The 12,886-nt window shown below is 55.2% G+C and carries 11 protein-coding genes; 10 read left to right on the top strand and 1 reads right to left on the bottom strand.

The features are described from left to right. Positions 1–241 precede the first annotated feature (241 nt). From ACZ5EH_RS13065 to ACZ5EH_RS13030, 8 genes are all read left to right on the top strand, one after another. On the top strand, positions 242–1,330 hold the full coding sequence (locus ACZ5EH_RS13065) for an N-acetylneuraminate synthase family protein (RefSeq protein ID WP_464274319.1): 1,089 nt from the start codon (positions 242–244) through the stop codon (positions 1,328–1,330). A 55-nt stretch (positions 1,331–1,385) separates the two neighbouring features. Beyond that, positions 1,386–2,546 (top strand): UDP-N-acetylglucosamine 2-epimerase, encoded by a 1,161-nt coding sequence (gene neuC / locus ACZ5EH_RS13060; protein ID WP_464274318.1) that lies wholly within the window; start codon positions 1,386–1,388, stop codon positions 2,544–2,546. Between the two features lie 28 nt (positions 2,547–2,574). Next, a complete protein-coding gene (locus ACZ5EH_RS13055; protein ID WP_464274317.1) occupies positions 2,575–4,398 on the top strand; it encodes an ATP-binding cassette domain-containing protein in 1,824 nt (607 codons plus the stop codon). A gap of 38 nt (positions 4,399–4,436) precedes the next feature. Then, positions 4,437–5,372, top strand: a complete 936-nt coding sequence (locus ACZ5EH_RS13050) for an NAD(P)-dependent oxidoreductase (RefSeq protein ID WP_464274316.1) — start codon at positions 4,437–4,439, stop codon at positions 5,370–5,372. Then, on the top strand, positions 5,369–6,928 hold the full coding sequence (locus tag ACZ5EH_RS13045; RefSeq protein ID WP_464274315.1) for a thiamine pyrophosphate-binding protein: 1,560 nt from the start codon (positions 5,369–5,371) through the stop codon (positions 6,926–6,928). The genes ACZ5EH_RS13050 and ACZ5EH_RS13045 overlap by 4 nt, the downstream gene beginning before the upstream one ends. Before the next feature lie 14 nt (positions 6,929–6,942). Continuing rightward, the gene (locus ACZ5EH_RS13040) at positions 6,943–7,965 is read left to right on the top strand and encodes a Gfo/Idh/MocA family protein (protein WP_464274314.1); all 1,023 of its coding nucleotides are present in this window, start codon (positions 6,943–6,945) and stop codon (positions 7,963–7,965) included. A gap of 4 nt (positions 7,966–7,969) precedes the next feature. Further along, complete coding sequence (locus tag ACZ5EH_RS13035; protein ID WP_464274313.1) at positions 7,970–8,689, top strand: acylneuraminate cytidylyltransferase family protein; 720 nt, start codon at positions 7,970–7,972, stop codon at positions 8,687–8,689. Positions 8,690–8,788: 99 nt separating this feature from the next. After that, on the top strand, positions 8,789–9,823 hold the full coding sequence (locus ACZ5EH_RS13030) for a sulfotransferase family protein (protein ID WP_464274312.1): 1,035 nt from the start codon (positions 8,789–8,791) through the stop codon (positions 9,821–9,823). 12 nt (positions 9,824–9,835) lie between these two features. Here ACZ5EH_RS13030 and ACZ5EH_RS13025 read toward each other — a convergent pair whose 3' ends face one another. Then, positions 9,836–10,105, bottom strand: a complete 270-nt coding sequence (locus ACZ5EH_RS13025; protein WP_464274311.1) for a hypothetical protein — start codon at positions 10,103–10,105, stop codon at positions 9,836–9,838. 218 nt (positions 10,106–10,323) lie between these two features. On the opposite strand from ACZ5EH_RS13025, the gene ACZ5EH_RS13020 reads away from it, so the two are divergent. Both ACZ5EH_RS13020 and ACZ5EH_RS13015 read left to right on the top strand, forming a co-directional pair. Beyond that, positions 10,324–10,662 (top strand): phage regulatory CII family protein, encoded by a 339-nt coding sequence (locus ACZ5EH_RS13020; RefSeq protein WP_464274310.1) that lies wholly within the window; start codon positions 10,324–10,326, stop codon positions 10,660–10,662. A gap of 295 nt (positions 10,663–10,957) precedes the next feature. Continuing rightward, entirely contained in the window at positions 10,958–12,814 is a 1,857-nt protein-coding gene (locus ACZ5EH_RS13015; RefSeq protein WP_464274309.1) for a PAS domain-containing protein, read from the top strand. Positions 12,815–12,886: the final 72 nt, after the last annotated feature.

The following is a 12,886-nucleotide window of genomic DNA, read 5'->3' as shown; positions in this document are numbered from 1 at the left end:
TCCAAGGGGTAGCCCGCTGCAAAGATACTGGCAAGTCCCCTTCTGTGGGGAAAAGTCGCTTCGGGTCGGCACGCCGCTCATGCATGGGGGGCTTTTGCTTACCCTTGCACATGATTGCGCCTTGCAGTATCCCACACGTGCCCCGGGATGGCCGAAAGGGCCATGCTTTGAGAAAAAGGGCCCTGTGCGATGAAGCCAGAGCGCAGCCCCTGGGAAGTACAACAATGATGAAGGATACCCTATGACCACGTTGTCCGACACGTTATCTGAGGCAAATCGCCCCAGCCTGACCATAGATGGCAAAACTTACGGCGCCCAGCACCCCTGCCTGATCATCGGTGAAATAGCGCAGGCACATGACGGCAGTCTGGGCATGGCGCACAGCTACATCGACGCCATTGCAGCAGCCGGTGCGGATGCGGTCAAGTTCCAGACGCATATCGCCTCTGCCGAGAGCACGGAGAAAGAACCCTGGCGCGTACGCTTCAGCCCTCAGGATGACACCCGCATGGACTACTGGCGGCGTATGGAGTTCACGCCGGAGCAGTGGAAAGGCCTGGAGGAGCACGCCCGGGAAAAAGGTTTGCTGTTTCTGAGTTCGCCCTTTTCCCCCGAAGCAGTGCAACTGCTCAAGAAAATCGGCATCAAGGCCTGGAAGATAGCCTCTGGCGAGGTGACCAACCCGACGCTGATGGACCCTGTGCTGGCGACGAAATTGCCGGTGCTGCTTTCCACCGGCATGAGCTCCTTGCAGGAGATCGACACCACTGTGGAAACAATCTGCAAGGCCGGCTCCCCCCTTGGGGTGTTCCAGTGCACGTCCATGTACCCCGTGCCGCCGGAAAAAGTCGGGCTGAACATGATCTCCTTTTTCCGGGAGCGTTACGGGTGCGCCGCCGGACTTTCCGACCATTCTGGCACCATGTACCCCGGCTTGGCTGCTGCTGCTCTCGGCCTGGACATGTTGGAGATACACGTTACCTTCAGCCGCGAAATGTTCGGCCCGGACGTGCCGGCCTCTGTAACCACCGGTGAGTTCAAGCAGCTTATCGAAGGCATCCGCACCATTGAGCGCATGCGAGAAAATCCATTGGCCAAGGATGATATGCTGGACACCATGCAACCGTTGCGCTCCACCTTCACCAAAAGTGTGGTGGCTGCGCACCCTTTGAGAAAGGGCACGGTGCTGACCCCGCAGGATCTGGCCGCCAAAAAGCCCGGCTGCGGCATCCCAGCGCACAGGATACCAGAGCTCACCGGCCTGGTGCTGGCCAGGGATGTGGACACGGACCATTTTTTCGATGAGAATGACTTTGAAGACCATGCCTGATGGGGCATGAGAGCTAACCGCCCAGCAACACATATTTTCCAGCGAGGAAGGACCATTGTCCAACAAGCGCAAAGTTTGCGTGGTCGTTACGGCCCGCCCCAGCTATTCCCGAATCAAGACAGCACTCCTGGCCATCCGCGAACATCCGGACCTGGAGTTGCAGTTCATTGTGGCGGCATCCGCCCTGCTCGATAGATACGGCAATGCCGTCAAAGTCATCGAGGATGACGGTTTTGACATTGCAGCGCGTATTTACATGATACTCGAGGGCGAGAATCTGGTCACCTCGGCCAAATCCACCGGCCTTGGCCTTATGGAACTGGCTTCGTCTCTGGACAATCTCAAGCCGGACGTTGTCATTTCCGTGGCAGACCGCTTTGAGACCCTGGCCACGGCAACGGCCGCCGCCTACCTGAATATCCCCCTGGCCCATGTACAAGGGGGCGAGGTCACCGGCTCCATCGACGAAAAGGTTCGCCATGCCGTTACCAAGCTGGCGAACATGCATTTTGTATCCACCAAGGCAGCAAGAGAGCGCGTCATCAAGATGGGCGAGGACCCGAAATCCGTGTACCTTACGGGCTGCCCCTCCATTGATCTGGCGCATCAGGTGCTCTCCAACCCTGAAATGGATTTCGATCCCTTTGAAAAGTATGGCGGCGTGGGCAGTTACATGGGGCTTTCCGATGGCTACATCGTAATCATGCAGCACCCCGTCACCACGGAATACGGCCTGGCCCAGGAGCATATCCTGGAGACCCTCGAGGCGGTGAGCCGGCTCGATGTGCCCTGCCTGTGGTTCTGGCCCAATGTGGACGCCGGCTCGGACGGCACCTCCAAGGGCATCCGGCGTTTTCGCGAGCAGTACAATCCAAAAAACATTCACTTCTTCAAGAATATGAAGCCCAAGGATTTCCTCAAGCTGCTCTACCACTCCCGTTGCATTGTGGGTAACTCCAGCGTGGCCATTCGCGAATGTTCCTACCTGGGCGTGCCCGCCGTGAACATCGGCACCCGGCAATGGGGGCGCGAACGGGGCCTGAATGTCCGCGATGTGGGGTATGACCGCGAAGAAATCTATCAGGCCATCCAAGCTCACATGAAAAACGGCTCCGTACAGACAGACAAGCTGTATGGCGACGGTCAGGCAGGCAGACGCATAGCGCACCTGCTGGCCACCGAACCGCTGACAATAACCAAACACATCACCTATTGAGCAGCCCTGCACTCGGGGCGGATACCGCATGTCCAAAGCCAGCCAGGAACAAGCAGGCGCACCTCAGGGACCGGGATTTTTCCGGGTCCTGTTTGAACTCAGCCAGGGGTACAGGAAAATATCCGTACTCCTGTTGGTTCTTGTCATACTGGGCGCCTTTTTCGAAAGCGCCGGGCTCTCTCTGCTCATGCCGCTGCTTTCGAGTCTTTTTGGCGTCGATCAGGGCGGCATCGGCGGCCACATGCAGATACTTCTGCAATTTTTCCCAGAACAGTACCACCTTGAGGTCATTCTGGGGCTGCTGACCATTTTCTTCTTTCTCAAAAGCGTCCTCCTCTTGAGCTACGTGGGGCTATCCACCCATTTTGCCATGTCCCTGCGCAGGCGCTGGACCACCAAACTGCTTTCCCGGTACCTCAACGCCGCCTACCTGGACGTCATCACGGAAAAACAGGGCACGCTCATCAACGACATCCGGGTGGAACCGCAGCAGGCAGCCAAGGCGCTGACCCTGATGCTCCAGATGCTGAGCAAGTTTGTTTTGTTTCTTTTCCTGCTCTCGGTACTGCTGTTCACCGACTGGAAGGTAACGTTGCTCACACTGGCATTGGGGGGCGGTCTCTTTTGGATGATGCGCGCCATCACGTCCCGCTTTTCCATTGCAACAGGCAAGCAACGCCTGGCCCTGGACCAGGAAATAACCGCCGTCACGGCGGAAAGCATCGGCGGCCTGAAAGAGGTAAAGCTCTTTAATCTACAGTCGCGCTTCATCAAGCTGGTAGACAAACACACCGCACAATTCGCAAAAATCATGACCCGTTTCAGCCTGGCTGCAGACATGCCAGGCTACACCATCGAATTTTTTGTCATTTTCCTGCTTTCCATAGCACTCATGGTCTATCACCTGACAAAGGGCGATCTCCAGGCCATCCTGCCCTTTCTCAGCTTTTTCGTTGTCGTCACCCAGCGTATGCTGGTGTATGCCTCCAACACCATGTCCCTGCGCATGAAACTGCTCTCGTTCGTGCCCTCCCTGAACATGATCCACCGCAAGATCAACGAGGGTATCTCAGCAAAGCAGTCCCGGGGAACCAAGGATCCCGGCCGCTTGCAGAAGGACATTGTCTTCGATGATGTGCATTTCAGCTACGATGGCAAGACACAGGTCTTTGCAGGGCTGAACCTCACCATCCAAAGAGGCCGCATGACCGCTCTGGTCGGGGCTTCCGGCATCGGCAAAACCACCATAGTGGACCTGCTGGTGGGGCTTTTTTCTCCACAACAGGGGCGCATCCTCATCAACGATATACCCCTGCAAGAAATCAACGAAGACAAGTGGCGCAAACATATCGGATACGTCGGACAGGACCCGCTGGTGTTCAATGCTTCCATCCGCGAAAACATCATGGTCGGGAATCCGGACGCCGATGAGGCCGCCATGCTGCAGGCGGCTAAAATGGCCAACATTCACGACGTGATCAGCGCCCTTGCCGAGGGATACGAAACCCAGGTGGGAGACAGGGGCGTTTCTCTTTCCGGGGGGCAGCGCCAGCGCCTGACCATTGCCAGGGCAATCCTGCGCGATCCGGACATATTTATTTTCGATGAGGCGACCAGCGCCCTGGACGGAGAATCGGAAAGGCTTATCCTCGAATCCATCGAAAATCTGTCCCGCTCCAAAACCGTGCTCGTCATTGCGCACAGGATCACCACCCTGCGCAAGGCAGACCGCCTTCTGGAGCTGCAACCCATGGGGCGCACCATCGAACGCAGTTATCAGGACATCCTGGATCGCCAGGAATCACTTGAAATAGAAAAATCCAAGGCCAAAGGGCCTGGGGCGCAAGAATAACAGCGCTCACGCTCATCAACACAAGCAAAGGAATTTACATGCGCATCACCTATCTGGGAGACAAGGTCGGAGCAGACGCAGCGCGAGAGGTGCTTCCGGAATCAGTTGAAATCATCCACCCTGTTGCAGAACCCGCCCCCGTGGCTGAAGCGTTGGCCCAGAGCCACGCACTGCTGGACGCCTCCATGAAGGTCAAAATTACGGACCAGATGGTTGCCGCAGCTCCTGACCTCAAGATCATTTCCTGCGCCACCACCGGCTCGGACCATATCGAACGTGGTGAATTGGATAAGCGCGACATTCCTGTCCGAACTCTAAAGGAAGACCGAGAACTGCTGCTGAACATAACCCCAGCCGCCGAGCTGTCCTTCACCCTGCTTATGGCCTGCGCCAGACGTCTGGTGGCGGCCGCGGAAAGCGTGAAGGCCGGCAACTGGACCAGGGAAAACTTCCCCGGCATCATGCTGCAAGGTAAGCGTCTGGGCGTGATAGGGTGCGGCCGTCTGGGCACCTGGATGAGCCGCTACGCCCAGGCCTTCCGCATGGAGACCATCGGGTATGACCCCTTTCTCAAGGACTTCCCCGAGACCATCACGCCAGCTTCGCTGGAAAAGGTCGTCACCACTTCGGACTTCATCTCCGTGCACGTGCACCTCTCCGAGGACACAAAGGGGCTGGTGAGCCGTGAACTGCTCAGCCGTGTCAAACAGGGCGCCATTCTCATCAATACCTCTCGCGGCGCCATAGTGGACGAGGCCGCCCTCATCGATGCCCTCAAAGAGGGGCGCATGGCCGGCGCAGGTCTGGATGTTCTCAGCGATGAACCCGAGCTGGAAAAATCCGCACTGCACGCTTTTGCCAAAGAGCACGACAATGTAATCATCACACCACACTGCGGTGGATTCTCACCGGACGCCGTGGCTGTTGTCTGCGCCCACGCAGCCAAAAAAATCCGTGAAAGGCTCGCCGTATGAACCATTTGGAGCGTATCGCGCAGGAAGCGGCAGACCGCGGCGTCAAAGACGTTTTCGGCATCCCAGGATCAGGGCCAAGCCTGTCGCTGATCCACGCCCTCGAGCAGCAAGGCGTTGCCTTTCACCTGACCCACTTCGAAGGCGCCGCCGTCATCATGGCAGGCGCCCTTGGACGCATCAGGCGCGAAACCACCATGGCGATAGGCATCAAAGGTCCGGGCCTTTCCAACATGGTGCCGGGCATGGCCGCCTGCCACCTGGAGCGACTGCCCGTTATCACCGCCACAGAAGCCTACCCCCCTGGAGCGCCCGCGAACAAGGCGCACAAGCGCCTGGACCATGGCAACCTGGTCGCGGCCGTCTGCAAGGGACGCTATCACCTGGGAGAGATCGCCCCTACTTTTCATGAACTTGCCTCCCTGGCAGAGGGCGAAGCTCCAGGCCCCGTGCACCTGGAAATCAGCGGCGCCCCCATGGAACAAGCGCCGGAATTGCCGGAATCCAACCTGCAGGAGTTCATTCCCATGGCCCTGGGGCAGGCATTGGAGCTGGCTTCCAAAGCCGAGCGCCCCGTGATCATTGCCGGCACTCTCGCCATACGTAAAAACTGGGGACCGTTACTCGAAAAGCTGGCCATTCCCGTATTTTCCACCGCTGCGGCCAAAGGCGTATTGGACGAACGCCTGCCGCAATCCGGGGGCGTTTATACAGGTGCAGGCGGCCCTCTGGCTCCCGAGAAAGCAATTTTGCCAGAGGCCGACCTCGTTATCGGCCTGGGCCTCCGCCACAACGAGGTGCTTGCAGCAACGCCCTTCCATTGCCCTGCCATTGCCGTGGATCCCATGGGGGAAGCTGAAAGCGACGGTTTTGCCTTCAGCGCCGTCATCAGAGGGGGCGCCGAGGAAATGGAGTCCCTGGCCCAGGCATTGTCCGGCAAGGAATGGGGGCTGGAGACTCTGGCCATCACCACCAAAAAGCTGCGCTCGCACCTTCTGGAACAGGGGTTCATGCCCGCCTCGATAATGGCCGCAATTGAAGAACATTTCGACCACCAGGCCAGGGTTGTAATGGACACGGGCAACTTCTGCGTGGTGGCGGAGCACGTCTGGCGGGCCCCCACCCCGGAACTGCACATCGCCTCCGGGCAGGGGCGCTATATGGGCGTTGGCCTGCCCATGGCCATTGGGGCCAGCATTGCGGACGCCACTGTGCCCACCGTGCTTTTTACCGGTGACGGGGGGCTGGGCATGTTTGTGGCCGAAGCCCGCATTGCAGTTAAATTGGGATTGCCCCTTGCCGTGGTGCTGTTGACGGACGGACATCTAGGCACCATACTTGGCGGCGCGCTGGCAAAGGATCTGACCCAAAAGCCCACGCAGATCGCCGCGCCATCCTGGCTGGATGCCATGGCCGGTTGCGGGTATCACGTCAAATCCGTGGATTCGCTTGCCAGCCTGGGCAAGGCGCTGGCCGCGTGGAACTGCAAGTCGCCCCTCTTTCTGGAAGCGGCCTTTGACCCCATGGCGTACCAAAAAATGACCGTAGGCGTGCGCTGACGCGCCTTTTCCTAATGCAGCAAAAAACGCAGGAGAACGCAATGTCTGACAAGCACATCCTGATTTTGGGCACAGGTAGCGCTGGCAAGCGCCACGCCAAGAATCTGAGCGACCTTGGGTGCAAGGTCTCCTGCATGGATCCGCGCCAGGATCGCCTGGACGAAGCAGCCCAGGCCATGCATGTGCAAAAAGGCTACACATCCCTTGAGGCGGCGCTGGCTGATGCCTCCCAGTTCAGCGGCGTGGCCATCACTTCGCCCCCTGCCTTCCACGTGGAGCAAGGGCTGGCATGCCTGGACCATAAGCTGCCCATTCTGCTGGAAAAACCCGTCTCACCAGACAAAGCATCGGCTGCCAGGCTGGCTGCTGCTGCCAATGACGCCGGCACCCCCCTGCTTTTGGGATATACATGGCGGTGGTGGCGCCCCATGCGTAAGCTCCGCGAAATGATCAAGAAAAAAGCCGTTGGTGACATACGCTTTGTCCGCTTCACCATGTCCGCACACCTGGCGGACTGGCACCCCTGGGAGCGCTATCAGGATTTTTTCATGGCCAGCAAGGAACAAGGCGGGGGGGCGCTACTCGATGAAAGCCACTGGATCGACATCATGCTCTGGCTTTTCGGCATGCCGACATCGCTTTTTGCCCGTGTGGAAAAAATAAGCGACCTGGAAATAACCACCGATGACAATGTAGATATGCTCGTGACATATCCAGGCGGTATGCGCGTGAGCCTGCATCTGGACCTTTACGGCCGGCCGCATGAAAAATCCCTGCGTGTCATTGGCGAAAAAGGTAGCATAGAGTGGGAGCCAAACGCCCTACGCACCACTGGCGACATGGAACCCAACTGGAAGGAAGAGCACTTTTCCGATGAGCGCAACGACATGTTTGTTGCTGTTGCTGAAGAATTTCTCTTGATGCTGGATTCAGGAATTACGCCCTCCTGCCATATCGACGAAGGCGTCCGTGTGCTGGAACTGGTTGAGGCCGCCAGGGAGAGCAGCAACACTGGGCGCGCAATAGACTTTGCGTAGCGTCATGAGTCTGCTTGATAACAACATACTGGCCGTGGTGCCCGCCCGTGGCGGGAGCAAGGGCATTCCGCACAAGAACCTGCAGCCTGTATGCGGCGTATCCCTTGTAGGGCACGCTGCTGCGGTAGCGAAATCCTTGCCCTGGATTGACCGCGCCATCGTCTCTACTGATGATACCGAGATAGCTGCCGAAGCAGTGCGCCATGGACTGGAAGCACCATTCATGCGTCCGGACGAGATTTCCGGAGACAAGGCGTCTTCGGTTGATATGTGGCGGCATGCCTGGCTGACCAGCGAAGCGCACTACGGCATGCGCTTTGACGTCTCGATATTGCTGGAGCCAACAAGCCCTCTGCGCCGACCGGAAGATGTTGAACGCACCGTCCGCACCTTGCTGGAATCCGATGCGGCTGCAGCAGCAACCGTGAGCCCGACTCCCGCGCACTTTACGCCACATAAGACCCTACAGCTTGATGACGGAGTTATCGGCTTTTACCTGGATGAAGGCGCACGTTTCGCCATCCGCCAGTATATTCCCCAATACTACCACCGCAACGGTATTTGCTATGCGCTCCGGCGTGAGACATTGGTGGAGAACGGGCACATAATCGAAGAGAATTGCCTTGGCGTGATCATTGAGCGCCCTGTTGTGAATATCGACGACCGGCACGAACTCGAATACGCTGCATGGCTTATGGAAAAAGAAGGACGCTGCAACGGGTAACCCTTTCGTTGCAGCCGCCTGTTTCGACTGATAGCTATTTCATACCACACTAGCCGCACTTACCTAACTTGTTTTTTACTTTTGTTTTTAAAGAAAATCATGAATGAACAAAACGACATAAAAGCAGCATTTTCATCTTTTTCGGCAAACTCCCAACCTGTTTTCCTTTTTGGCAACAACAGGGCGGGAACAACCATGTTGAACAACATGGTGGACCTGCATCCTGAAACGCTGAAGCTGCATAAAAACTCCTATTTTATCAGCCATTTTTGGCGTTATCGCCATATCCTGCCAAAAAAGATGCTGCATCGCCTGTTCCTTGCAACGCAAGTGAGGGAATGGCTACCTCCTCAGGACAAGCAGGAAATCTTTACTGCATGCAGCGATTACTTTTCCAAACTGTTGAAAAAGATGGACCCGGCAGACCTCTTGCGTTTCATTGCTTACACCCAGTATGCCTTGCAGGGGGATTCCAACCAGGCGCCCCGTATATGGGTGGAAAAGACCAACAACCATATGTTCTTTTTTCGCAAGTTGAAAAGGTGGTTTCCGCAAGCAAAATTTGTGTGCATTGTGCGTGACCCTCGCGCCAATGCTGCTTCTGCCTTCAAAGTGGCAAAAAGAGAGAACAAGGATATCAATGTTCACCGCGCAACCATGAGTGCGGCGACATCATGGACGATGCACAATAGATACATCAGGGACCTTGTAGATGCTTACCCTGCCGACAGCATTTTGCTGCGGTATGAGGATGTCGTCGCCAACCCCGCACATGAAATTGCAAAAGTATATGATTTCCTGGGCCTGACGCCTCTTTCAGAGGGGGCCGTTGAGAACAGCCTGGGCTCCTTTGGCAATGTGAAAACGTCCAACATCGGGGTTCAAAGGCAAGCTGGGATTGATACCAAATCTGTGGATTACTGGAAAAAGATACTTACGCCCTATCAAGAGGAAGTCATCACGACGATCACCGGTTCCCTTGCCGCGTCCTTTGGCTATGATCTGGACACAAGTAAGGTTACGCCCGGCAAGCACCCAGAGGACACCACGAGCATTTATCTGCGTCGCAAACTGTGGCTGGCTCTGGACAAGACACAACTGTGGAAAGTGTTGTTGCCGATTCTACAACGCTGAGCAAAGAGAGTTTCAACGTTCCCGTATGGCAAACACAAGGAGTATGGCCACAAGAGTAATGGCCACGATCTGTACCAGAAGCTGCCCCCAGGCAACCATGAGCACACCGGTAAGCGAAAAGAGAAAACGGTAACCGGCATACGTTGTCCCATCGTCCATAACAACCATGGTGGGCGGAAAGACGATCATGAACATGATCAGCAAAGCCGCCCCCATAAGTATAATACGTTGCATGCGATTCATATTCTCTATATACATTTTTTCTCTATGTCTTTCCAGCATGCTTTTCTCCCCTCTCCTTGCTTTTCGACAGCACCATAAAGATTTCTTTACCGAAATCTAAAGGTTCTTCTGATTGTGCCATCTTCCTAAATTGGCTTAGCGTAGAAGTGTAAAAAAAGCCGATTGACCTCGCTGCAAGTTATCAGCAGAACAAATAGCAGCGATTTCTGGGGGACGAGCGCAAGAAGTACAAGCGCCAAAGCATGACGGAGCATGCCATGATGTCGGTAACGAAAGTCGTACAGGAAATGGTTATGAACTGCAGCCTGCCGCTGAAGGCAGTTGCAGCGAAAATCCAAAAACCCTATCCGACGCTGCTCAGGGAACTCAATCCTTATGACAAAGGAGCAAAGCTCGGGGTGGAAACCCTTTTGGAGCTGATGCGCGTAACCAACGATGCATCACCGCTGCACCACATGGCCGAAGAACTCGGCTACACTCTGGTGCCCCAGCATCGCAACAAGCCTGTGAACGAAAAAACGGCCCAAAAGGCTGCGCACGCTCCCTTACGTGATGAACCAGGCAAGGAGCCAATCTATCTGCAGCCTTTTTTTTGAGATCTAGAAACCTTGTTTCCTACCCATATAAAGTAGGAGCATGGCAACTGCAGCCTTTTGAAAAAGAGAACCTCCATGGCCTTATTGCAGTCGCAAAAAAGGTCCTGTCTGGCTATTGCTTCATTGTCTTTCACAGGTATATGTTTTTCTTTGTGTAAATCCACCAGTTCCCCACTTTCATTCTGGTCTATTTGCAAGAGATATGGCACTGATGTAGCCAAGCTTTCTTATGCAGATTAACGTGACTGCCTATTATCGCCACCATAAATGGTAACTGCTATTCCCCTTTAAAAAAATGCTTCAATCATTTGAATTATTAGATTTTATCCCTATGGGGGCTTTTGTCCTGGATAGGCAGTACCGCGTTCTTTTCTGGAACAAGTGTATTGAAACCTGGACAGGGATGAAACGCGACGCCATTTGTGACAAAGATATCCGGGAATTTTATCCCCAGATTACGCAGTCTAAGATAACCACCCGGCTTGACGATATTTTTACAGGCGGCCCTCCCACCATGTTTTCTGCGCAGCTGCACCGCTTCATCATCCCCGCCCCTTTACCGGGGGGAAACATGCGCATGCAGAATACCCAGGTCAGTGCTGTGCTTACGGATGATGGTTTCCGTGCCTTGTTCACGCTGCAGGACGTTACGGAGATCAACCATCGTCTGGAGCAATACATTGCCATGCGCAACCATGCGCTGAACGAGGTTGAGGAGCGGCGCAAGGCCGAGCGGGAAATACGGGAACGTGAAGCCATGTACCGCGCTATTTTCGAGAAAATGCGCGCCGTCAAGCTCATTGTCGACCCGGAATCTGGCGCCATCGTAGACGTCAACACTGCTGGTTGTTATTTTTATGGCTACCCCTACCCTCAATTGCTGCGTCTGAACATCCGGCATCTCAATGGCATGGAGACGAGAGAATCCGCCGCCGCCTTGCAGCTTGCAGCAAACGAAACAAAAAACATCTTTGAAGACAGACACCGTCTGGCCAGTGGTGAAATGCGCGATGTGGAAATCCATTCCGCACCCATCGAACTGCACGGGCAAACGCTGCTTTATCAAATTATTTTGGACGTAACGGAGCGCAAGAACGCCGAGAGAGCCTTGCGTTTGTCTGAAATCAAGTTTCGCAATCTGTTCGACCTGGCTGCCGACATCATTATTGTGATGGACAAGAATGGAATAATACAAGATGGCAACCAGCAAATAGAAAAAGTACTGGGATACGAAAAAAGGGATATCAAGGGAATTGATTCCACTGAGCTTTTTGCGAGTATGCCAAAAGAGACCTATGCGCAGTATCTCTGCGACATAGTGAACAATGACGAAGTCATATCTTTTGAGGCTGAACTCAACGCCCGGGATGGTTCACTGGTGCCTGTAGAAGTGAAGGCCCGGCAGTTGGAGCTTGATGGCGAACCTGCAATTCTCAGCACCGCGCGCGATATCACGTCCCGTCGCAAAATGGACGCCTTGCGCGAAGACGTTGAGCGCATTACGCGCCACGACCTGAAAAACCCGCTCGCCGCCATGCTGGGACTGCCGGATGTCCTGCTGCAGGAACCATCTGCCCTCAACGAAGAGCAAAGTAAAATCGTCCGGGTCATTCGCAACGCCAGCTATACCATGTTGAATATGATCAACCTGTCCTTCGACCTCTACAAGATCGAGACCGGCACCTACACATTGAAACCCAGTTGTGTCGACATCCTGAAAATCCTTGAGAAGATTCTCTTCGAAGTGAAAGACAGTCTGACCTCAAAAAGGATTATTCCCTCCGTGCGTCTTTTCACACAGGAAAAAACAGAGCACGTAACTGCAATTCTCGGCGAGGAACTGCTCAGCTACTCCATGCTCCACAACTTGGTGAACAATGCAATTGAGGCATCACCAAGGGGCGAAAAGCTCTGCATAGAGATAACTCCGTGCGATAAACGCTTGCGCATAACCATACACAACCAGGGCGCTGTCCCTAAAGACATACAAAACCACTTTTTCGAAAAGTATGTCACCAGCGGCAAGCAAGGGGGCACAGGTCTTGGCACCTACTCCGCTAAGCTGATGGCCGAAGTACAGGGCGGCAGCATAGGCTTTGCAAGCAGCGAAGAGACAGGCACCGAGGTCTGGGTGGAACTGCCGCGCCCCTGATTTCCGGCCTTACGTCCTTCGCCGCAACACACACGCTTGTAATCTGTGAGCAGCCTGCCGCCAGCGAGGAAA

The sequence above is a fragment of the Desulfovibrio biadhensis genome (assembly GCF_055388615.1).
Note: the sequence above shows the minus strand (reverse complement) of the source record. Positions and strands in the feature narration are given on the sequence as shown.

Excerpts from the sequence above, each read along its gene's own strand:
- ACZ5EH_RS13065 (WP_464274319.1), top strand. The coding sequence starts at position 242 with ATGACCACGTTGTCCGACACGTTATCTGAGGCAAATCGCCCCAGCCTG.
- ACZ5EH_RS13055 (WP_464274317.1), top strand. The coding sequence starts at position 2,575 with ATGTCCAAAGCCAGCCAGGAACAAGCAGGCGCACCTCAGGGACCGGGA.
- ACZ5EH_RS13050 (WP_464274316.1), top strand. The coding sequence starts at position 4,437 with ATGCGCATCACCTATCTGGGAGACAAGGTCGGAGCAGACGCAGCGCGA.
- ACZ5EH_RS13045 (WP_464274315.1), top strand. The coding sequence starts at position 5,369 with ATGAACCATTTGGAGCGTATCGCGCAGGAAGCGGCAGACCGCGGCGTC.
- ACZ5EH_RS13040 (WP_464274314.1), top strand. The coding sequence starts at position 6,943 with ATGCAGCAAAAAACGCAGGAGAACGCAATGTCTGACAAGCACATCCTG.
- ACZ5EH_RS13035 (WP_464274313.1), top strand. The coding sequence starts at position 7,970 with ATGAGTCTGCTTGATAACAACATACTGGCCGTGGTGCCCGCCCGTGGC.
- ACZ5EH_RS13030 (WP_464274312.1), top strand. The coding sequence starts at position 8,789 with ATGAATGAACAAAACGACATAAAAGCAGCATTTTCATCTTTTTCGGCA.
- ACZ5EH_RS13025 (WP_464274311.1), bottom strand. The coding sequence starts at position 10,105 with ATGCTGGAAAGACATAGAGAAAAAATGTATATAGAGAATATGAATCGC.
- ACZ5EH_RS13020 (WP_464274310.1), top strand. The coding sequence starts at position 10,324 with ATGATGTCGGTAACGAAAGTCGTACAGGAAATGGTTATGAACTGCAGC.
- ACZ5EH_RS13015 (WP_464274309.1), top strand. The coding sequence starts at position 10,958 with ATGCTTCAATCATTTGAATTATTAGATTTTATCCCTATGGGGGCTTTT.